Below are 19,065 nucleotides of genomic sequence, written 5' to 3'. Positions count from 1 at the left end.
TGCAGGTGTCGGCCTACCCGGACCACTACGCCCAGTGGGAACAGCAGGCCGCCGACCTGGTCGCCGAGCACTGGAACGCCTGATCCCTGCTCGAACAAACGCCTGATCCCTGCTCGAACAATCGAAGACTTTCCTCTACAGGGGGAACAAACCGCTGGCCGGCACCCGACCCAGGGTGCCGGCCAGCGGCATGTCCGGTTCCTGCGTCGCGCTGACCTGCCCCTGCCCGGGTGAGCAGCGACGACATGTGACAGCGTGATCGGATGGACAGCCCGCCCGTTGACGTCGACCTCGCCCTGGTGGGCGGGGGTGGCGCGGCATCGCTGGTGTTGGCCGCGTTGGATCGGCATCGCGTACGCGATCTGCGGGTCGCCGTCGTCGACCCGGTGCACCGACGCGGGCAGGACCGCACCTGGGCGTTCTGGGACGAGCCCGGCAACGACCTGGACGACCTGCTCAGCGCCAGCTGGTCACGCGTCGAGGTGGTCGGGCCGGACGCCCGCCACGCGCTGGACCTGGCACCCCTGCGGTACGCGATGCTGCGCTCCGGCCCGATCTACCAGCGGGCCGCCGAGGCGGAGCGTCGCCTGGACGCGCTCCGGATCCCCGCCGCCGCCGGGCGCGTCGACGACGACGGGGACCGGGTGCTGGTGCACGCCGTCGACGGCCGGTTGCTGTTGCGGGCCCGCTGGCTGCTGGACTCCCGGCCGACCGCACCACGTCGGCCGGGGCGTACCAACTGGTTGCAGCATTTTCGGGGGTGGTGGTTGACGGCCGACCGGCCGGTCTTCGACCCGGACCGCGCGGTGCTGATGGATTTCCGCACCCCGCAGCCGACGCGGGGGGTCTCCTTCGGCTACGTGCTGCCCGTCGACAGCCGGTACGCGCTCGTCGAGTACACCGAGTTCTCGCCCGGCCTGCTGACCGGCGCGGCGTACGACGCGGCGTTGACCGGATACCGGGACCTGCTCGGTCTCGATCCGGCACGCCTGACGGTGTCCGAGGTCGAGAACGGCGTCATCCCGATGACCGACGGCCCGTTCGTGGCCCGACCGTCCCCCCGGGTGGTACGGCTCGGCACGGCCGGCGGCGCCACCCGTCCCTCGACCGGCTTCACCTTCTCGGCGATGTACCGGCAGGCCGACCAGGTCGCCCGGGCCGTTGCCTCCGGTCGGCCACCGGTGCCCGCACCCGCCTACCCCCGCCGCCACCGGTGGATGGACGCGGTCGCCCTGCGGGCGTTGGACGCCAACCTGGTCGACGGGCCGGACTTCTTCGGTCGTCTCTTCGCCCGTAACCCGGCCCCCCGGGTGCTGCGTTTCCTCGACGGGCACACCAGCGTCGTCGAGGACCTGGCGGTGATGCGTTCCACCCGGCTCCGACCGATGGTCACCGCCACCGTCGCCGACGCGGCGGCGCGGATCCGTGACCGGATCACGCCGGCCCGCCGCCCGGCGTGGGTGGTGCCGCCGGCGGTCGTCGACTCCGAGTCATCGGGCACCGACGGCTCAGGTCAGTGATCCGACCGGTCGGCGGCGAGCGCCCGCAGGTGTGCCCTTCCAACCGGAGCACGTCGATCTCGTCGACGGTGCGTGCGTGCAGCCGCCGGTAGAAGCGCAGCGCCGGATCGTTGGTACGCAGCACCCACCACTCCAGGCGGGCGCAGCCGCGCTCCACGGCCAGGCTCGCCAGGTGGGCCAGCAATGCCCGGCTCCGCCGCGCGGAGCACCATCTGGCGACCGGTCACGACTCCACTCACTCCGCCGACCCTAGTGCGGCGTCCGGTCGGCCGGGGGGCAGCGGACGGTAGGGTTTGCCGCCATGGTGGACGAGACGGCCGGCCGGCTGGTGCGGATCTGGACCGACGGGGCGTGTAGCGGCAACCCGGGCCCGGGTGGCTGGGGCGCGGTGTTGCGTTACGGCTCCCACGAGCGCGAGCTGTGTGGTGGGGAGGCCGGTGCGACCACCAACAACCGGATGGAGCTGACCGCCGCCATCGAGGCGCTGGAGGCCCTGACCCGTCCGGTCACCGTCGAGCTGCACACCGACAGCACGTACGTGCGCAACGGCATCACCAGCTGGCTGGCGTCCTGGAAACGCAACGGTTGGCTGACCGCCGCGAAGCAGCCGGTCAAGAACGCCGACCTGTGGCAGCGCCTGGAGCGGGCCTGCGCCCGGCACCAGGTCACCTGGCTGTGGGTCAAGGGCCACAACGGGCACCCGGAGAACGAGCGAGCTGACGCGTTGGCCAACCAGGGCATGAACGAGGCGCGGGCCGCCGCCGTGCCCGGTGGTCGCTGACCCGAGGTCCGTCGGGCGGCGTCCGCCGGTGCTCGGCCGCCGTAGGCGATCTCGCCCCGGTCAGCGACGTCGGCCGCGCCGTACCGGCCTGGCCGGGGTGAGCGGCAGGTGCGACCAGTGGGCCGGGCTCGTGATCCGCCGTGGCAGCCGGGTCCGTGAATCGCCTCGGGCGGCGTCGACCTGTGACTGGTGCAGGAGGAGGGCGTCGGACAGGTCGGCGCCACGCACGTCCGCCCCGCGTAGATCCGCGCCGGTGAGGTCGGCCCGGGTGAGATCCACTCCGCGGAGGTCGGCCCCGATCAGCGTGGCGCCCCGGAGGTTGGCTCCGCGCAGGATGGTGCGCCGCAGGTCGCGGCCGACCAGTGCGGCCCCGCGCAGGTCGGCGCCGGCTCCGCCGCGAGCGCGGGCCAGATCGGCGGTACGCGACAGCAGCGCGTTGACCGTGGCCCGGTGCGCGTCGACGTCGAGGGCGAGCAACGTCTCCGGGCTTTCACCGGCGAGCCGTTCGGTCTCGACCAGTGCGGCTGTCAACTCCGCCCGCAGGTCGGCCGGTGGACGTAGCCGGAGAGACTCGGTCAGATACCAGAGCAGCTCGTGCAGGGGTCGCATCACCGCGAAGACGTCGAACATCGCTTGGGCGTGCCGTGGCTCCTCGCGCCAGTCCCGCCCACCGAAGGTGACCTGGGTGACCCGCTGACCGGCACCGAAGCAGTCGAAGACGGTGCAGCCGGGAAAGCCCCGTTCGCGTAGCTCGGCGTGGATGGCGCAGCCGAAGTCCGCCCGCAGGTTGCGGCAGGGCTGCCCGGCCGGCTTGTCGAGGGCGAAGTCGGCTGACGCGGCGAACGCGGGAGCGACGCAGCACAGGCCGACGCAGCGGGCACAGTCGGCCCGCAGCCCGTCGGCGCCCGCCAGTCGGGGCTCCTGCGGCATCCGGTCTTCCCTCCTCGCCGGTTCGACCGGTGTGGCAGCCGGTCACCGCGTCACGGTACGCCCCGACGGGCGCGGCACCGGGCCACCTGCCCCGGTGCCGTGCCGTTCCGGCTCAACGACCGCGTGTCGCGTCGCGGCGAGCCCAACGCAGCAGTGCCGTGAAGGCCAGCGCGGCGGTCACCGCGCCACCGACGAGCCGCACCCGGTGCCCGGCGACGAACTCCTCGGCCACCTGGCGCAGGTACTGCGGTGAGTGGGTGCCGACCGGGTCGACGAACATGATCTCGTTGCGGGGCCAGAAGAAGACGACCGAGAACAGGAACTCGCACGCGACGAAGACCCCGGTCGCGGCGACGACCCACCACCGCAGCCGGCGCTCTCGCCAGGTGAGCACCGTGGCGGCGATGCCGAGCAGCACCACCGAGGCACCCAGTGGTGGAAAGTAGTCGCTCGGGCCGCTGATGGTCAGGAACTCGCGGGCGCGTTCCAGCGAGGCCGGAGCGTCGTGGAAGATGTTCGGGTAGAGCATCACGGTCTCGGCCGCCACGCCCCCGAACGACATCATTGCCGCCCAGGTCAGCGCGACCAGGCCGATCCAGACCAGTCTGCTGCGAGACACCGGTCCTCCTACCGGTTCGGCGCCCGGCCGGGCGCGGTCGGTCCGTTGCGCTACGAACGCTAGGTCGGCGACGGTGGGGCAGCTGCCGTCTGGCGACGCGAATGCGGGTCGCCTCTCGACGTACGCGATGGAGGTTTCGGCACGTCCGTGAGCGACGGAACGGCTAGTGAGCGCCGAGGCGGGCGATGGGCTCGACGAGTTCCCGTTCCTCGTACGACAGATGCGACAGCAGGGTGTCGCTGAGCAGGTCCACTGCGGCCCGCAGCTCGGCCATGCCGTCCGGGGTGGCCACGAAGGCGACCAGCGCGCGGTCGACGCCCTCCAGCACGTCGTGGATGGCGTGGTGTTCCTCCTCGAGGCGGTCGATGACCGGCTTGAGCCGTGGGTCGGCCCGCCGCAGGTGGGGAAAGAGCGACCGGTCCTCGATGGTGTGGTGGGTGGTCACGATCCGGCAGTACGACTCGCAGTAGGTGCCCAGCGTCCACTTGTTCTGCCGCATGGTCATCGTGTTGATGTGCGACCGGGCCGTACCCACGTCGATCAGACCGGCCGCGACCTGCTCGATCAGGTCGTGGATCTGGGCCAGTTCGGCGCGCAGGCCGTCGTGCACGTCGATCAGGTGCTGCGCACCGGCCTGCTCGTGGGCGGTGTAGGTGCGCTGGGGGTCGGGGGCCGGTCCGGCCGGGCGGGCCGCCTCGTCCCACACCCGCACGTCGCTGCGGCGTACGCCGTCGTCCGGCGTGGGAACCACGGCCAACGCGGAAGCGGCGACCCGGGTCGGCGTGGCGGCGGGCGTACCCCCGGCGTCGCTGGCCCGAGGGGGCGCGCCGCTGGCCTGGGCGGTCGCGGTGCCGGACGGCGGGGTGGCGCGCTCGGCGGCGACCAGTTCCCGGGTGGCCGGTGCCACCTCGGCGGCGAAGCGCCGCAGGTCGTCCGGGTCGTCGCTACCGAGGATGAACGTGCTGATCCCCTCGGTCAGGGCCAGGTCGGCCAGTTCCTCGGCCCACTGCTCGGTCGGGCCGTGCAACGGGCCCCGCCCGGTGGCCGCGAACCGTCCGTTGATGTTGAGCAGCCGGCGTACGTCGGCGGGGGACCGGCCCGCCTCGGCGGCGGCCTCGTCGATGATGGCGTTGCCCCGGGCCAGGTCGCCGGGTTGCAGGTAGGCCAGCGAGGGCAGCCAGCCGTCGGCGCGGCGTCCGGTCAACGCGAGCATGCGCGGCTTGTACGCGCCGAGCCAGATGCCCACGTCGTGGGCCGGGGCGGGCCCGCGCTTCGCGCCGACCGCGCGGTGGAACTCACCCTCGACCCGGACACCGCCCCGGGCGTCGACGTCCCAGATCTGGCGGATGATCTCGATCGCCTCCTCCAGGGCGCGTACCCCCTGACCGGGGGAGAGGCGACGGCCTCCCATCGCCTCGATCGCGTCCCAGAACGCGCCCGCCCCGAGGCCGAGTTCCATCCGGCCGCCGCTGAGCAGGTCGAGGCTGGCCACGCTCCGGGCGAGCACGGCGGGCGGGCGCAACGGCAGGTTGGTGACGTTGGCGGAGAGGCGGACCCGTTCGGTGCGCGCGGCGACGAAGCTCAGCAGTGTCCAGGTGTCCAGGAACGCGGGCTGGTACGGATGGTCCTGGAACGTCACCAGGTCGAGCCCGACCTGCTCGGAGAGCATGGCCAACTCGACCGGCCGGGTCGGGTCGGCGTTGCCGGGGGTGAGAAACGACCCGAAGGTCAGCGGGTGCCCGTAGTCGCTCATCGGCGTCCTCTCGGTCCTGCGGCGGGGTTGCCACAGGAAAATGTTATGTCGTGCAGAACATCATTGCCCAAGAAAATCTGTGACGTACGCTATCGTGGGGTGATGAGCGGTGCCCAGGCCAGCGATCCGATCAACGACGATCTCGGTTGGATGCTCGGTGTCGTCTTCCGCGCCTACATCCGCGCCGCCGACCACGCCGTCGGTGACCTGCCCGGCGGACCCCGCGGATACCAGGTGCTCACCTCGGCCGACCGGGAACCCGCGCGCAACCAGGGCGCGATCGCCGAGGAGTTGGGCATCGACCGCACCGTGCTGACGTATCTGATCGACGACCTGGAACGGGACGGACTGGTGGTCCGCCGACCCGATCCGGCGGACCGGCGCAGCCGCCTGGTCACCCTCACCGAGGCCGGGCGCGAGGCCGCGCGGCAGCGCCGGACGGCGCTCGAGGCGGTCGAGTCGCGCCTGCTGCGGGAGCTGTCGCCGGAGCAGGCCGGCACCCTGCGGACCCTGCTGCGGCAGGTGGCCTGCGCGGCGCAGGCCGTCGACCCGCTCACCGACCTGTGCCAGGTGGCCGAGGCGGCGGTGGAACGGCCGCCGACCCGGGCACGCCGGAGGGCGAAGCCCGGCGCGGACCTGACGTAGCGCGTCCCCGGGATGCCGTGACCGGGACGGCCACCCAGGCGGTACACCTGGACACGAGGCGTACCGCCTGGGCGGCCCGGGTCATCCTCGGCGCGGCTCGGTAGACCGTTCACCGCACAGGCGGGCGTCGGCGGCCTGCTGGCCGTCCTCGTCGCCGGCCACCTCGCAGATCGCCGCCGCGTCCGCCCAGTGCCGCCGGGCCTCCTCGGGACGGCCCAGCGCCGCGACCGCGTCGCCCAGATGCAGCAGCGTCCGGCCCAGCCCGGCGTCCGGACGGCCGCCCTCGCGCAGCCGCCGGCTCTCCGTCAGCAGGTCGTATGCCTGCTGGGCCTGTCCCGGAGCCACGCCCAGCAGCGCCACCCCGGCATTGAGCAGCGCCACCGCCCGATTGGTCGGGTCACCCAGCGACTCGTACTCGCGCAGCGCGGCCCGCCACGCCTGCGCCGCGTCGAGGTGCTCGCCCATCGCCGTGTGGACCAGCACCAGGTTGGTCAACGCCGCCGCGTAGCCCCGGGCGTCGCCGAGCGAACGGAACGAGTTCGCCGCGCGTACCAGCAGGTCGTGTGCGCTCTCCAGGTCGTGGCGGGCCAACCTCGCCGCCCCCAGCCCGAGATCGCTGAGCGCCTGCCCGGCCCGGTCGGAACCGGCCCGGTGCCGCCGGGACAGCTCCAGATGCTCCACCGCCTCGTCGATGCGACCGAGGTCGAGCAGGGCCAGCCCGAGATTCATCCGTGCCTGGGCGGTGCCCCGACGGCCCTGCCCGGCGACCGCCAGGCTGAGCGCGGCCACCGCGCCGTACGGGTCGTGTCGGCGGCGTCGCAGCACCCCCAGTTCGTTGTGGGCCCAGCCGGCGATCTCCGGCCGGTCCTGGGCGGTCGGGTTCGCCAGCACCGTCCGGCAGACGTCCTCCCACTCGTCGAGCCGCTCGGTGTGGGCGAGCCATCCACACAACGCCACGGCCAGCCGGAACCACCAGTCCCGCACCCGGCGCGGCAACGACTCCACCGCTCCGGCCGGCACCTTCACCACCGCCAGCAGCAACTCCTGATGCAGGTCGAACCAGCCGTACGGGTCGTCGTCGGGGAGTCGGTGATCGCGGTCGAGCGCGCCGGTGGCCAGGGCCGCCACCTGTTGCTCGGCCCGGCGGGCCAGGTGCCGGGTCAACCGCGCCTGCACGGTGACCCGACGGTGCACCGGCTCTGCCTCCCGCAGGTGCATCCGGGCGAATCCGGCGAGCAGCGGACGGACCTCGTACCGGTCGCCGGGCGCGCCGACGACGAAGGCGCCGTCGGCCAACTCGTCCAGCAGGGCGGCGACCCGGTGCGGTCGGCGATTGGCGAGCGCGGCGATGGTGGACCGGTCCAGCGGCACCCGGCTCAGCGACAGCAGCCGCCACAGTCGCCGAGCCTCCCCGCTGAGCGCGTGGTACGCGGTGTCCCGGGCGGTGACCAGGCCCGTCACCGGGGAGACTGCCACCCGTTGATGCGGCGGCGTGTCGGCGGCACGACGCAGCGCGCGCAGCACGTCGTCGTGCCGCCAGCCGTGTTGTGCGCTGCGTCGTCCCAACTCGGTGACCACCCGTGGCTGCCGCCCACACAGCTCCACGATGTCGCGTACCGCCGGGTCGGAACGCGGGTCCGGGCGGTGCGGGCGGGGTACGGCGGTGGCCGCGCCGGCGTCGGCGAACATCTCCACCGCGTCGTCGACGTCCGGTTCGTCCAGCCAGTACGCCATCACCCCGTCGAGCGCGGCGAGTCGGCCGGTGCCGGCCAACAACAGCCGACAGGTCCGGGCGGTGGGTGGCAGCAGCGGCCGGACCTGCGCCGGATAGTCCACGTTGTCGACTACCAGCAGCACCTTGCGGCCGTCCAACTGCCCGATCAGCTCGTCGGCGGCGTCGGCCAGGTCGTCCGGTCGGCCGGACCGGGGCGCGCCGGTGCCGACGATGCGGGCCAGCGCGGCCAGCACCTCCCGGGGCGACCGGGCCCGCCCACCCCGGCGCACGTCGAGGTAGTACTGCCCGTCGGGGAAGTCCGCGCGGCTCAGGTTCGCCGCCTGGACGGCACACCAGGACGTGCCCACGGCCCGCCGGCCCACCACCGCCACCGCGTGCTCCGGGGCGAGCAGCGCCACCACCGCCTCCGCCTGGCCCCGGCGGCCGGTGTACCCGGCCGGCCACGGCAGGGTCGGCGCGTTGCTGCTCGCCTGGGTGTCGGCCTCCTCGCCCGCCGGTAGCTGCTCGCGACGCCGCCGCCACTCCACCACGAAGGAGGCGACCACCCCGATCGCCGCCAGCCCCACGCTGGCCGAGCCGAGGACGGTCAGCGACAACTCGGAGAGCAGATTGCCGGTGATGTTGCCGAGCACGGCGCTGGCCCCGGCACCGACCACCCCGCCGACGGCCAGCAACGCGCTGAGCAGCCGAGGCCGACGCGACGGCGACCCGGTCACCGCACACCCCCGGCGACCAGACCGGCGACCACGCGCTTGCGGGCCAGCACGAACACCAGCACCGGCAGGATCGAGGCGAGCACGCACCCGGCGGCGAGCGTGCCGCTACCGGCCACGAAGCCACGGGTCTGCCCGGCGAGGAACAACCCGAGCGGCGTCGTACCCGGCCCGCTGAACAGCAGACCCACCACCAGGTCGTTCCACACCTGCACGAACTCCAGCACCGCCACCGCCACCAGCGCGGTCCGGTTGTGCCGGGCCAGCCGGCGCAGCGTGCCCCACCAGTGCCGCTCACCGATCCGGGCGGCACGGACCTGCTCGGCGGGCAGGTCGGCGAAGGAGTTGCGCAGCACCAGCACCGCGAACGGCACACCGAGGGCGATGTGCACCAGGGCGACCCCTCGGGCTGTGCCGGAGGAGAGCACCAGCCCGAGCACCTCGTTGACCGGGCCGGCGATCACCTGCACCGGTACCACCACCGCGACGGTGAGCACCAGCCCGGTGGCCTGCGCGGCCGGTCCGGTCAGCCAGGCCAGCGGGTACGCGGCGAGCAGCGCGATGCCCAGCACCGCGACGGTGACGACGGTGGCCAGCGCCAACGTGAAACCGAGGCTGCGCCACAGCTCCGGGCCGGTGAGCACGGCCCGGTAGGAGTCCAGGCCCGGCGGGCTGGCCCACCAACCCTCGGTGGCCGCCCGCACCGGGCTCTGCAACGAGGTGGCCGCCAACACCCCCAGCGGCAGCAGCCAGGCGAGCGCCGCGCCGGCGGCGAGCAACCGGACCAGCCGTCGCGGTGGCGGTGCGGTGCCGGTGCCACCGGCCGGTCGCTGCGGCGGCGGCCACGCCTGCCGGACGAACAGGGCCACCACCAGCATGCCGGCGGCCACCGCGATCAGCCACACGACGCCCAGGGCGGCACCCTCACCGGTGGTCGTCGCACCGGAGGTCTGCCAGATCCGCAACGAGAGCACCGCCGCCTCGTCCCGCACCGAGCCGGGTGTCATCACCAGGATCAGGTCGAAGGTGCGGCTGGTGCCCACGGCGACCAGGGCGAAGACCACCGCGACGGTACGCAGCAGCAGCGGTCGCCACTGCGCGTCCCACAGCACGTCGCGGCGACTGCCACCGAAGGCCCGCACCGCGTCGGCCAGGTCGGTCGGCACCGCGTCGAGGGCGGCCCGGAACACCAGCATCGCCAGCCCGGCCCACGCCCACACGAACGCCGACATCACCGCCACGGTGACCAGGTCCGGCCCGAGCACCTGCGGCAACTGCTCCGGGTCGCGCCCGGTCACCCAGGTCAGCAGCAGGGTGACCGGTCCGCGCCTCGGGTCGGGGTCGTAGAGCAGCCGGAAGGTCACCCCGGTGACCACCAGCGGCAACGCGGTCGGCACCATCAGGATGAGCCGGACCAGCCAGCCCTCCTGGGAGCGCCGGGAGGCGGCGGCGAGCAGGTAGCCCAGGACCGTGACCACCATCGGCACCAGCAGCGCCCACAGCAGGGTGCGCCCGATCACCGCGGCGGTGCCGGGCGCGGCGAGCGCGGCCCGGTAGTGCTCGGCGCCGACCCAGCGGCCGTCGGTGGTGACGCTGGCGTGCAGCGTACGCAGCACCGGCCAGGCCAGCAGACCGCCGAGCAGCAGCACCGCCGGTGCCAACAACGCCCAGCCGACACCGGCCGCCGGGTAGGCCCGGCCGCGCCGGGGCGGACCGACGTCGTCGAGCACCGCCAGCTCGCCCAGCAGCGGACCCCGACTCACCGGCCACCTCCCGCCGTCCGGGCCGCCTCGGCGAGCTGGCCGGTCGCCTGGCGGATCGCCTCCCGGGCGGGCATCCCGCCGGTCACGTTCATGAAGAAGTCCTGCATGATCCGCCAGATCCCCACCCCGTCGGTGCCGGTGAAGGTGCCGGGCAGCTGGTCGGAGAGGTCGAACCGCACGGTGTCGGCGGTGCGCAGTTCGTCGGCGAGCCGCCGGCGCAGCGGGTCACGGTAGCTGTCCACCGGCACGGCGAGGTTGGGGGACAGGTAGCCGCCGGCGTCCAGCCAGGGCCGGAACGTCGTCGCCTGGCTGAGCCAGTGCACCAGGTCCGCGCCGCCGGGAGATCCGGTGAACGCCACCGCCGCGTCGCCACCGACGATCAGCGGCTGCTCGGTCACCCGGGCGCCGGGGAAGCGGAAGGTGACCAGCGGCTCGGAGCCCTGGCGGAACCGGTCGACCACCGCGTCGACGAAGTCGGCCTCGAACACCATGACGGCCTCGCGGTGGTGCACCACCTGGATGATCGACTCCTCGAACTGGGTGAGCAGGGCCCGCCGCCCGCCGCCCGGGAAGGCACCGTCCACACTCCACAACTCGGCCAGGCGGTCCAGCGCGTACGCCACGGACGGGCCCCGCCAGTCGGCCTCGCCACGGGCCAACGCCGCGTACAGGTCTGCCCCGGCGACGTCGGCGAGCACGTTCTCGAACCAGTCGGTGAGCACCCAACCGTCGGCGGCGCCGATGGCCAACGGGGCCGGGCCGGCACCCGCCCGGTGCCGTGCGCCGAGTCGGCGGGTCAACCACACCAGCGCGTCCCAGGATCTCGGCGGTTCGTCCAACATCGACGGGAAGTGCCAGAACAGCGACTTGTGGGCGGCCTTGACCCAGACGCCGTAACGGCGTCGGTCGACGTCGAGCAGGTCGGCCATGCCGCCCGGGGCGGTGTAACTCGCCGCCGGGGACACCTCGCTGAGCCAGCCCCGCCGGGCGTACTCGACGACCAGGCCGGGGCGGGGCAGGATCGCCACGTCGGGGCTGGTACCGGCGGCACGGCGCGCGGTCAGGAACGCGTCGATGTCGTTGCCCACCCCGATGACCTGCACGCTCGTCGGGTAGTCGGCGACCACCTGACGGAACCGGGCCAGCTCGCCACCGGCCCAGACGACCGCCACCTGCACCGACCGACGCCCCTGACCGCAGCCGCCGACCGTGGCGGTGGCGGCGGTCGTCGCCGCCGCGCGCAGCAGCGTGCGACGGCTGACCGTGGTCACGACCGCACCGCCGACCGGACCGGGTCGGGCGGCGTGTCGTCGGCGGGCGTCACCCGGCGGTCGACACCGGCGAGGGCCTCCTCGTCGGCCGAGCAGAGCAGCACCGTCACGCCGGGGCCGTCCGGAGGGGACGTACGGTCGAGCAGCTCCGGCAGCTGCACCCCGTCGACCGGGGCGGGCAGGTCGACCACGAGCACCTCGGGCAGGCAGGCCATGGCCCGGGCGAGCGCCACCCGGAACCGTTGTGCCTCGGACAGCTGGTGCGGACGCAGCCCCAGCGTCGGGGTGAGTTCGAGCCGTTCGACCAGGGTTGCCGCCCAGCCTTCGGCGACCTCGCGTACCCCTCGCCGACGGCGCTGACCGTAGGAGATGTTGCGCCCGACGGTGAGGTGGGGCAGCAGGGCGCTGCCGGCCGGGACGTACCCGATGCGGCGGCGCAACGCCGGCAGGTCGGTGACGTCGCGGCCGCCGACCAGGATCCGCCCGCTGACCGGCGCGGCCAGCCCGGCCACCACCCGGGCCACGGCGGTGGCCGTCGGCGGCGGAACCACCAGGGCGACCGCCGCGCCGACAGCCACGTCGATGTCGAGCGGCGACATCTCCGGCACGGCAACGAGGTCGAGCGTGCGTAACGTGACCATCACCTCCGATGACCCCCGTCGTCCTCCCAGATTGTCACAGCGGCACCACGCTCGGTGCCCCACCCGCCGTCCACCGTGGCCGTCGCAGCGCCCGGTTACGGTGCTGTCCATGACAGCGTCGACACCCTTCGCATCCGGCCGCGACGCCGACGTCTACGCCCTCGACGGCGGCCGGGTGCTGCGCCGCTACCGGGACGGCACCGACGTCACCGAGGAAGCCCGGTTCATGTCCCATCTGCACGCCGCCGGTTTTCCGGTGCCCCGGGTGCACCGGGCCGACGGCGCGGACCTGGTCATGCAGCGGGTACCCGGCCCGACGATGCTCCAGGCGCTGGTGTCGGGCACGATCGAGGTGGTGCCGGCCGCCGACATCCTCGCCGGGCTGCACCGTCGGCTGCACGCCGTCGCGCCGCTGCCCGGCGCCCACGGCGGCGAGCGCATCCTGCACATGGACGTGCATCCGGACAATGTCCTGCTCGACCCGGACGGGGCGGTGCTGGTCGACTGGCGCAACGTCCGGCACGGTCCGCCCGGACTGGACGTGGCGATGACCGCCCTGATCCTCGCCCAGGTCGCGGTCGACCCGGACCAACCGATGGCCGCGGCCGCCGACGAGATGCAGCGCGCCTACCGGCACGCGCTGTGCGACCACGCCGCCCCGCTCGTCGCCGACGCCGTGGCCATCCGCCGCGCCAACCCCACCCAGACCCCGACCGAGTTGGCCCTGCTGGACCAGGCGGTGGCCCTGCTCACCTCGTGACGAGGAGCCCGGGACGGCAGCGGGATAGGCTGCCGACATCGGTACGCGGGCAGGAGACGAGATGACCTCAGACCATGTCGACGTGCTCATCGTCGGCGCGGGCCTGTCCGGCATCGGCGCCGCCTGTCACCTGCGGCGTCGCCACCCGGGCAAGAGCTACGCGGTGGTCGAGGCGCGCGACGCGATCGGGGGCACCTGGGACCTGTTCCGCTACCCGGGCGTCCGGTCGGATTCGGACATGTTCACCCTCGGCTATTCGTTCGCGCCGTGGACCGCCCCGAAGAGCCTCGCCGATGGCGCGACCATCCGCGACTACCTGCGGCGGACCGCCGACGAGTACGACGTCACCCGGCACATCCGGTTGCGGCACCGGGTCCAGCGGGCCGAGTGGGACAGCCGGCTGGCCCGGTGGACGGTACACGTCCAGCGCGCGGACAGCGCCGACACCGTCGTGCTGACCTGCTCCTTCCTGTACGCCTGCACCGGCTACTACCGGTACGACGCCGGCCACACGCCGCACTTCACCGGCCAGGAACAGTTCACCGGCCGGATCGTGCACCCGCAGCACTGGCCCGCCGACCTCGACCTGACCGGCCGTCGGGTGGTGGTGATCGGCAGCGGTGCCACCGCCGTGACGCTGGTGCCGGCATTGGCCCGGCAGGCCGCCCGGGTGACCATGCTGCAACGGTCACCCGCGTACCTGCTGACGCTGTCCTCCCGCGACCGCCTCGCCGACGCCCTGCGGCGGCTGCTGCCGGCGCGCCTGGCGCACCGGAGCGTGCGTTGGAAGAACGTCCTGCTCGCCACGGCCACCTACCAGCTCAGTCGGCGTGCCCCCCGGCTGGTACGCGGGCTGCTGCGCCGGGACGCGGCGCGGCGGCTCCCCGCCGGTTACGACGTCGACCGCCACTTCACGCCCCGCTACGACCCGTGGGACCAGCGGCTGTGTGTGGTCCCCGACGGCGACCTGTTCGCGGTGTTGTCCGACGGGCGGGCCGAGGTGGTCACCGACACCGTGGACACCTTCACCGCCGGAGGCATCCGGCTCGCCTCGGGTCGGGAGTTGCCCGCCGACGTGGTGGTCACCGCCACCGGGCTGGACCTGCTCGCCCTCGGCGGCATCACCCTGCGGGTGGACGGGGTCGACGTCGAGCTGCCGGAGTGCGTCGCCTATCGGGGGATGATGCTCTCCGGGGTGCCCAACTTCGCCATGACCATCGGCTACACCAACGCCTCGTGGACCCTCAAGGCCGACCTGGTGGCCGGTTACGTGTGTCGGCTGCTGCGCCATCTGGACCGCACCGGAACCCGGATCGTCACCCCGGTCGCCCCGCCGCCGGGCCCGCGTCCGCCGCTGATCGGCCTCACCTCCGGGTACGTGCGGCGCGGCGTCGGACGACTGCCCCGGATGGGCACCCGGGGCCCCTGGCGGGTGCACCAGAACTACCTACGTGACCTGCTGTCCCTGCGGTACGGGCGGCTACCCGACGCCGACCTCCGGTTCGACCGGGCCGGCTCAGCGCGAAGGAGTCCTGTCGATGCGTAGGTTCACCGTCACCGGCGGGGTGGCGGTGGTCACCGGTGCCGCCGGCGGTATCGGCGCCGCGTTGGCCCACGCCCTGGCCCGCCGGGGTGCCGAGCTGGTGCTCCTGGACCGGGACGCCGACGGGCTGGCGACGGTGGCCGCCGCGATCCGGGCCGAGCATCCCGACCGGCAGGTGTGGACCCACCAGGTCGACCTGGCCGACGCGGCGGCCACCGGGGCGCTCGCCGACCGGATCGTCGCGCGGCACCCCCGGATCCGGCTGCTGGTCAACAACGCCGGGGTGGCGTTGGGCGGCCGGTTCGACGAGGTGACCCTGGCCGAGTTCGGCTGGGTCGTCGACGTCAACTTCCGGGCCGTGGCGCAGCTGACCCACGCGTTGTTGCCGGCGCTGCGGGCCGAACCCGGCGCACACCTGGTCACCATCTCCAGCCTGTTCGGTTTGATCGCCCCGCCCGGCCAGGTCGCCTACGCGGCCAGCAAGTTCGCGGTACGCGGCTTCACCGAGGCGTTGCGGCACGAACTCGCCGTCGACGGCATCGGCGTCACCTGCGTGCATCCCGGTGGCGTCCGGACCGGCATCGCCCGCGACGCGCGGGTGGGCAGCGGTGTCGACCGGGCCGAGTACGAGGCGGGCCGGCAGCGGTTCGAGCGGCTGCTCACCATCGACCCGGCGGTCGCCGCCGAGACCATCCTGCGCGGTGTGACCCGGCGGCGGGGGCGCGTGCTGGTCGGCTGGTCGGCACGGCTGCTGGACCTGCTGGCCCGGATCGCGCCGACCGGCCACGGCCGCCTCCTGGCCGCCGCCGTCAACCGCGCCGACGCCCGGCGGGCCCGCACCCCGGTGTGAGTGTGAGCGCCGCAGCCGGCATGCCACCCGGGCGACCCGATGGGAGTGTCGTCGCGTGGCCCGCCGGTGGAAGCGGTGCCGATCCGCCGTCGCGGCGGTAGGTTCGCCTGCGGAGGCGAACGTGGCAGCCGACGACAGGGCGCGCCGGCGCGGAGTAGGAGGACAACGTGAGCCAGCAGGTACGGGGAGTCATCTCCCGCAGCAAGGGCGCGCCCGTCGAGGTGACCGAGATCGTGGTGCCCGACCCCGGTCCGGGTGAGGCGGTGGTCCGGGTGCAGTCGTGCGGGGTCTGCCACACCGACCTGCACTACCGCGAGGGCGGCATCAACGACGACTATCCGTTCCTGCTCGGCCACGAGGCCGCCGGCGTCGTCGAACAGGTCGGCGAGGGGGTGGACGACGTCGCGCCCGGTGACTTCGTGGTGCTCAACTGGCGCGCCGTCTGCGGGACGTGCCGGGCCTGCCGACGGGGTCGCCCGTGGTACTGCTTCGCCACCCACAACGCCGCCCGGAAGATGACCCTGACCGACGGCACCGAACTGTCCCCGGCGCTGGGCATCGGCGCGTTCGCCGAGAAGACCCTGGTCCACGCGGGCCAGTGCACCAAGGTGGACCCGGCGGCCCGACCGGCCGCTGTCGGGCTGCTCGGCTGCGGGGTGATGGCGGGCCTCGGTGCGGCGATGAACACCGGCGGGGTGACCCGGGGCGACTCGGTGGCGGTGATCGGCTGCGGCGGTGTCGGCGACGCGGCGATCGCCGGCGCGGCCCTGGCCGGAGCGACGACGATCGTCGCGGTGGACACCGACTCTCGCAAGCTCGACTGGGCCCGCAGGTTCGGCGCCACCCACACCGTCAACGCCTCCGAGGCGGACCCGGTGGCGGAGATCCAGGCCGCCACCGGTGGCTTCGGCGCCGACGTGGTGATCGACGCGGTCGGCCGTCCGGAGACCTGGAAGCAGGCCTTCTACGCCCGCGACCTCGCCGGCACCGTGGTGCTGGTCGGCGTACCCACCCCCGAGATGCGCGTCGAGTTGCCGCTGCTGGACGTCTTCGGCCGGGGCGGGGCGCTCAAGTCCAGCTGGTACGGCGACTGCCTGCCCAGCCGCGACTTCCCGATGCTCACCGAGCTGTACCTGCAGGGCCGGCTCGACCTGGACGCCTTCGTCACCGAGGAGATCAGCCTGGACGGGGTGGAGGAGGCGTTCGCCCGGATGCACCGCGGCGACGTGCTCCGGTCGGTGGTGGTCTTCTGATGGTCGCCCACATCGACCACACGGTCACGTCCGGCACCTTCTCCCTCGACGGTCAGACCTTCGACGTCGACAACAACGTCTGGGTCGTCGGCGACGACACCGAGTGCGTCGTCATCGACGCCCCGCACGACGTCAACGCCATCCTCCAGGTGGTCGGCGGGCGGCGGGTCACCGCGATCGTCGCCACGCACGCCCACGACGACCACGTCCGGGTCGCCCCGCGACTGTCCCGGGCCACCGGTGCCCCGGTGCTGTTGCACCCCGCCGACCGGGTGCTGTGGGACCTGGTCCATCCCGACGAACCGCCGGGCGGCACGCTGGACGACAGCCAGCTCATCGAGGTGGGTGGAACCACGCTGACCGTGCTGCACACGCCCGGTCACAGCCCCGGCGCGTGTTGCCTGTACGCCCCCGAGTTGGGGGTGGTCTTCACCGGTGACACCCTGTTCGCCGGTGGCCCGGGTGCCACCGGTCGCTCGTACAGCGATTTCGACACCATCGTCGACTCGATCCGGGACCGGCTGCTCACCCTGCCGCCGGAGACCGTGGTGCACACCGGACACGGCGACAGCACCACCATCGGGGCGGAGGCACCCCAACTGCCGCAGTGGCTCGCCCGGGGCCACTGAGAGCGGGTCGGCCGTCCGCCGAAACCGGGATGCGCGGGCGGGACGGTCCCCACGACACTGCCGGCATGTCCGACCCGACGCTGACCGCCGCGCAACGTGCGGCACTGCGCCACGTGCGCACGGTGGCACTGCGCGACCGTGCCGCCGCGCTGGCCGTCGTCGGGCGGGCGCTGGCCGGCACCGGCGTACGCCTCGAACCGGAGCGGCTCGTCGGGGCGATCGGTCGGCAGGGGCGGGTCACCCTCAACTTCCATCCGGACCGGCTGCGCGCCGACGGCCGCACGGTCGCCGAGGCGCTCGCCACCGAGGGGGTCTACCGCAGCCAGTTCGAGACGCGGATCTCCAACGGTGGCCTCACCGCGTACCCGGGCGGGGACCGTGACCGCTGGGAGGAACGCCTGTTCGGCGGTGCCTACCAGCGTCCGGGTGTCGGCCCGGCACAGCGGCCGAAGTACGGCGGCCTGAACCTGCTCGACCATCCCGACGGGGCCTGTCCCCGGTTCGGCTCCTGCCACCTGCGGCTGTGTCCCGAGGTGCTGACCCGGACCACGTTCTGCTTCGGCGAGTTCGCGCGGTCGGGGGAGCCGTTGCACGCCGCGCTGATCGGGCGGGCCGCGGCGTCCGTGGTGACCGAGCCGGGGCGATGGACCGATCGGGGTCCGGCAGCGGACACGTTGCAGCAGCTCAAGCAGCTCTGGCACGTCCTGGTGCGCTTCGGCGTTCCGTACGAGGTTTAGCACCCGTTGCCCGTTTCGTGCCCGACCGGAGTCACCTCGGCGGTCTGCACGGTGACCTGGGTCGCAGCCGACCGCCACCGCCGCATTTCCGGAATGGCGGACATGCCAGCCGGGTTGTGTCCCCCAGAGCGCCGGCTGGCAAACCTCGACCGGCCGCGCCTGTGTCCCCCGAGAGCGGCTCAGCCCCGAGCGGCTCGTACCCGATCGAAAGGGCAACCATCGTGAAGCTGGACTTCACTCGATGGCTCCCGGCCATCGCGACGATCCCGAACCGGAAGACCGCGCTCAGCGTGGTGGGCGTGACCGCCCTCGCCGGACTCGCCGTCGGCCCCACCGCCGTGGCGGCACCGATCACCACCGGGCCGCACTCCGGCGCGGTCGCGGCGATCGACCGGGCGACCGGCCGTACCAGCGCCGACGTCCCGGCGGAGTCCGGGCTGACCACCGCCGGTCGTACCGACAAGCCGGACGCCGGCAAGCCGACCCGCGGCGAGCTCATCCCGCACGGTGTGCAGGGTGCCCAGTCGCGCATCCCGCTGGACAAGGCCCAGCGGGACAACGCCAAGACCATCATCGAGGTGGCCAAGCGCACCGGTGTGGGCGAGCGGGGCGCGGTGATCGGCATCGCCACCGCGTTGCAGGAGTCGAAGCTCTACAACCTCGGCCACCTGGGCGCGTGGAACGACCACGACTCGCAGGGCCTGTTCCAGCAGCGTCCGTCCACCGGATGGGGCAGCGTGGAGCAGATCACCGACCCCGAGTACTCCTCGACCGTCTTCTTCGAGGCCCTGAAGAACGTCGGCGGCTGGCGGGATATGCCGCTGACCACGGCCGCGCAGACGGTGCAGGTGTCGGCCTACCCGTTCCACTACGCGCAGTGGGAGGAGCAGGCGGCGGACATCGTCTCGCAGCTCTGGTGACA

General features: G+C 73.5%; 18 protein-coding genes. 10 read left to right on the top strand and 8 right to left on the bottom strand.

The genetic code is table 11. The annotated features are described in order from the left end of the window. Window positions 1-263 precede the first annotated feature (263 nt). Window positions 264-1,520, top strand: coding sequence for a lycopene cyclase family protein (locus ACLQ2S_RS10105; protein ID WP_155222084.1), 1,257 nt, complete (start codon window positions 264-266; stop codon window positions 1,518-1,520). Here the strand turns inward: ACLQ2S_RS10105 and ACLQ2S_RS10100 are convergent. Continuing rightward, a complete protein-coding gene (locus tag ACLQ2S_RS10100; RefSeq protein ID WP_155222085.1) occupies window positions 1,435-1,704 on the bottom strand; it encodes a GNAT family N-acetyltransferase in 270 nt (89 codons plus the stop codon). The genes ACLQ2S_RS10105 and ACLQ2S_RS10100 overlap by 86 nt on opposite strands. A 117-nt stretch (window positions 1,705-1,821) precedes the next feature. Between ACLQ2S_RS10100 and rnhA the strand changes: the two genes are divergently transcribed. Further along, entirely contained in the window at window positions 1,822-2,301 is a 480-nt protein-coding gene (rnhA, locus tag ACLQ2S_RS10095) for a ribonuclease HI (protein WP_155222086.1), read from the top strand. 60 nt (window positions 2,302-2,361) lie between these two features. Here rnhA and ACLQ2S_RS10090 read toward each other — a convergent pair whose 3' ends face one another. The 3 genes from ACLQ2S_RS10090 to ACLQ2S_RS10080 all read right to left on the bottom strand — a co-directional run bounded on the left by ACLQ2S_RS10090 (window position 2,362) and on the right by ACLQ2S_RS10080 (window position 5,603). Then, entirely contained in the window at window positions 2,362-3,231 is an 870-nt protein-coding gene (locus tag ACLQ2S_RS10090) for a pentapeptide repeat-containing protein (protein ID WP_155222087.1), read from the bottom strand. Window positions 3,232-3,343: 112 nt separating this feature from the next. Beyond that, a complete protein-coding gene (locus tag ACLQ2S_RS10085; protein WP_425701570.1) occupies window positions 3,344-3,850 on the bottom strand; it encodes a DUF1772 domain-containing protein in 507 nt (168 codons plus the stop codon). A gap of 163 nt (window positions 3,851-4,013) precedes the next feature. Next, entirely contained in the window at window positions 4,014-5,603 is a 1,590-nt protein-coding gene (locus ACLQ2S_RS10080) for an LLM class flavin-dependent oxidoreductase (RefSeq protein ID WP_425701569.1), read from the bottom strand. Window positions 5,604-5,705: 102 nt separating this feature from the next. Between ACLQ2S_RS10080 and ACLQ2S_RS10075 the strand changes: the two genes are divergently transcribed. After that, on the top strand, window positions 5,706-6,248 hold the full coding sequence (locus ACLQ2S_RS10075; protein ID WP_155222089.1) for a MarR family winged helix-turn-helix transcriptional regulator: 543 nt from the start codon (window positions 5,706-5,708) through the stop codon (window positions 6,246-6,248). An 81-nt stretch (window positions 6,249-6,329) separates the two neighbouring features. Here the strand turns inward: ACLQ2S_RS10075 and ACLQ2S_RS10070 are convergent, their stop codons facing one another. The 4 genes from ACLQ2S_RS10070 to ACLQ2S_RS10055 are packed head-to-tail and all read right to left on the bottom strand — an operon-like array spanning window position 6,330 to window position 12,371. After that, window positions 6,330-8,699: a tetratricopeptide repeat protein gene (locus ACLQ2S_RS10070; protein ID WP_425701568.1), complete on the bottom strand. Its 2,370-nt coding sequence runs from the start codon at window positions 8,697-8,699 to the stop codon at window positions 6,330-6,332. After that, complete coding sequence (locus ACLQ2S_RS10065) at window positions 8,696-10,459, bottom strand: ABC transporter permease subunit (protein ID WP_425701567.1); 1,764 nt, start codon at window positions 10,457-10,459, stop codon at window positions 8,696-8,698. Before ACLQ2S_RS10065 ends, ACLQ2S_RS10070 begins: the two co-directional genes overlap by 4 nt. Next, window positions 10,456-11,730 (bottom strand): extracellular solute-binding protein, encoded by a 1,275-nt coding sequence (locus ACLQ2S_RS10060; protein WP_196222651.1) that lies wholly within the window; start codon window positions 11,728-11,730, stop codon window positions 10,456-10,458. The genes ACLQ2S_RS10065 and ACLQ2S_RS10060 overlap by 4 nt, the downstream gene beginning before the upstream one ends. Next, the gene (locus tag ACLQ2S_RS10055) at window positions 11,727-12,371 is read right to left on the bottom strand and encodes an ATP-binding cassette domain-containing protein (RefSeq protein ID WP_425701566.1); all 645 of its coding nucleotides are present in this window, start codon (window positions 12,369-12,371) and stop codon (window positions 11,727-11,729) included. The genes ACLQ2S_RS10060 and ACLQ2S_RS10055 overlap by 4 nt, the downstream gene beginning before the upstream one ends. 109 nt (window positions 12,372-12,480) lie before the next feature. Between ACLQ2S_RS10055 and ACLQ2S_RS10050 the strand changes: the two genes are divergently transcribed. The 7 genes from ACLQ2S_RS10050 to ACLQ2S_RS10020 all read left to right on the top strand — a co-directional run bounded on the left by ACLQ2S_RS10050 (window position 12,481) and on the right by ACLQ2S_RS10020 (window position 19,063). Next, the gene (locus tag ACLQ2S_RS10050; protein ID WP_425701565.1) at window positions 12,481-13,131 is read left to right on the top strand and encodes a phosphotransferase; all 651 of its coding nucleotides are present in this window, start codon (window positions 12,481-12,483) and stop codon (window positions 13,129-13,131) included. A 61-nt stretch (window positions 13,132-13,192) separates the two neighbouring features. Next, window positions 13,193-14,677, top strand: a complete 1,485-nt coding sequence (locus ACLQ2S_RS10045) for a flavin-containing monooxygenase (RefSeq protein ID WP_425701564.1) — start codon at window positions 13,193-13,195, stop codon at window positions 14,675-14,677. After that, on the top strand, window positions 14,670-15,524 hold the full coding sequence (locus tag ACLQ2S_RS10040; protein ID WP_155222096.1) for an SDR family NAD(P)-dependent oxidoreductase: 855 nt from the start codon (window positions 14,670-14,672) through the stop codon (window positions 15,522-15,524). Before ACLQ2S_RS10045 ends, ACLQ2S_RS10040 begins: the two co-directional genes overlap by 8 nt. 167 nt (window positions 15,525-15,691) lie before the next feature. Beyond that, window positions 15,692-16,777 carry an S-(hydroxymethyl)mycothiol dehydrogenase gene (locus tag ACLQ2S_RS10035; protein ID WP_425701563.1) on the top strand — a complete coding sequence of 362 codons (1,086 nt, stop codon included), beginning with the start codon at window positions 15,692-15,694 and terminating at the stop codon, window positions 16,775-16,777. Beyond that, window positions 16,777-17,406: an MBL fold metallo-hydrolase gene (locus ACLQ2S_RS10030; protein ID WP_155222097.1), complete on the top strand. Its 630-nt coding sequence runs from the start codon at window positions 16,777-16,779 to the stop codon at window positions 17,404-17,406. Before ACLQ2S_RS10035 ends, ACLQ2S_RS10030 begins: the two co-directional genes overlap by 1 nt. 65 nt (window positions 17,407-17,471) lie before the next feature. Further along, window positions 17,472-18,143, top strand: coding sequence for a DUF3626 domain-containing protein (locus ACLQ2S_RS10025; protein WP_425701562.1), 672 nt, complete (start codon window positions 17,472-17,474; stop codon window positions 18,141-18,143). Between the two features lie 221 nt (window positions 18,144-18,364). Further along, a complete protein-coding gene (locus tag ACLQ2S_RS10020) occupies window positions 18,365-19,063 on the top strand; it encodes a hypothetical protein (RefSeq protein WP_309223917.1) in 699 nt (232 codons plus the stop codon). Window positions 19,064-19,065 lie beyond the last annotated feature (2 nt).

The sequence above is a fragment of the Micromonospora sp. DT48 genome, assembly GCF_049844495.1.
Lineage (GTDB): Bacteria > Actinomycetota > Actinomycetes > Mycobacteriales > Micromonosporaceae > Micromonospora.
Note: the sequence above shows the minus strand (reverse complement) of the source record. Positions and strands in the feature narration are given on the sequence as shown.

Coding starts and splice junctions, on each gene's coding strand:
- ACLQ2S_RS10055 (WP_425701566.1), bottom strand. CDS start 12,371: ATGGTCACGTTACGCACGCTCGACCTCGTTGCCGTGCCGGAGATGTCG.
- ACLQ2S_RS10090 (WP_155222087.1), bottom strand. CDS start 3,231: ATGCCGCAGGAGCCCCGACTGGCGGGCGCCGACGGGCTGCGGGCCGAC.
- rnhA (WP_155222086.1), top strand. CDS start 1,822: ATGGTGGACGAGACGGCCGGCCGGCTGGTGCGGATCTGGACCGACGGG.
- ACLQ2S_RS10050 (WP_425701565.1), top strand. CDS start 12,481: ATGACAGCGTCGACACCCTTCGCATCCGGCCGCGACGCCGACGTCTAC.
- ACLQ2S_RS10105 (WP_155222084.1), top strand. CDS start 264: ATGGACAGCCCGCCCGTTGACGTCGACCTCGCCCTGGTGGGCGGGGGT.
- ACLQ2S_RS10080 (WP_425701569.1), bottom strand. CDS start 5,603: ATGAGCGACTACGGGCACCCGCTGACCTTCGGGTCGTTTCTCACCCCC.
- ACLQ2S_RS10030 (WP_155222097.1), top strand. CDS start 16,777: ATGGTCGCCCACATCGACCACACGGTCACGTCCGGCACCTTCTCCCTC.
- ACLQ2S_RS10075 (WP_155222089.1), top strand. CDS start 5,706: ATGAGCGGTGCCCAGGCCAGCGATCCGATCAACGACGATCTCGGTTGG.
- ACLQ2S_RS10025 (WP_425701562.1), top strand. CDS start 17,472: ATGTCCGACCCGACGCTGACCGCCGCGCAACGTGCGGCACTGCGCCAC.
- ACLQ2S_RS10040 (WP_155222096.1), top strand. CDS start 14,670: ATGCGTAGGTTCACCGTCACCGGCGGGGTGGCGGTGGTCACCGGTGCC.
- ACLQ2S_RS10045 (WP_425701564.1), top strand. CDS start 13,193: ATGACCTCAGACCATGTCGACGTGCTCATCGTCGGCGCGGGCCTGTCC.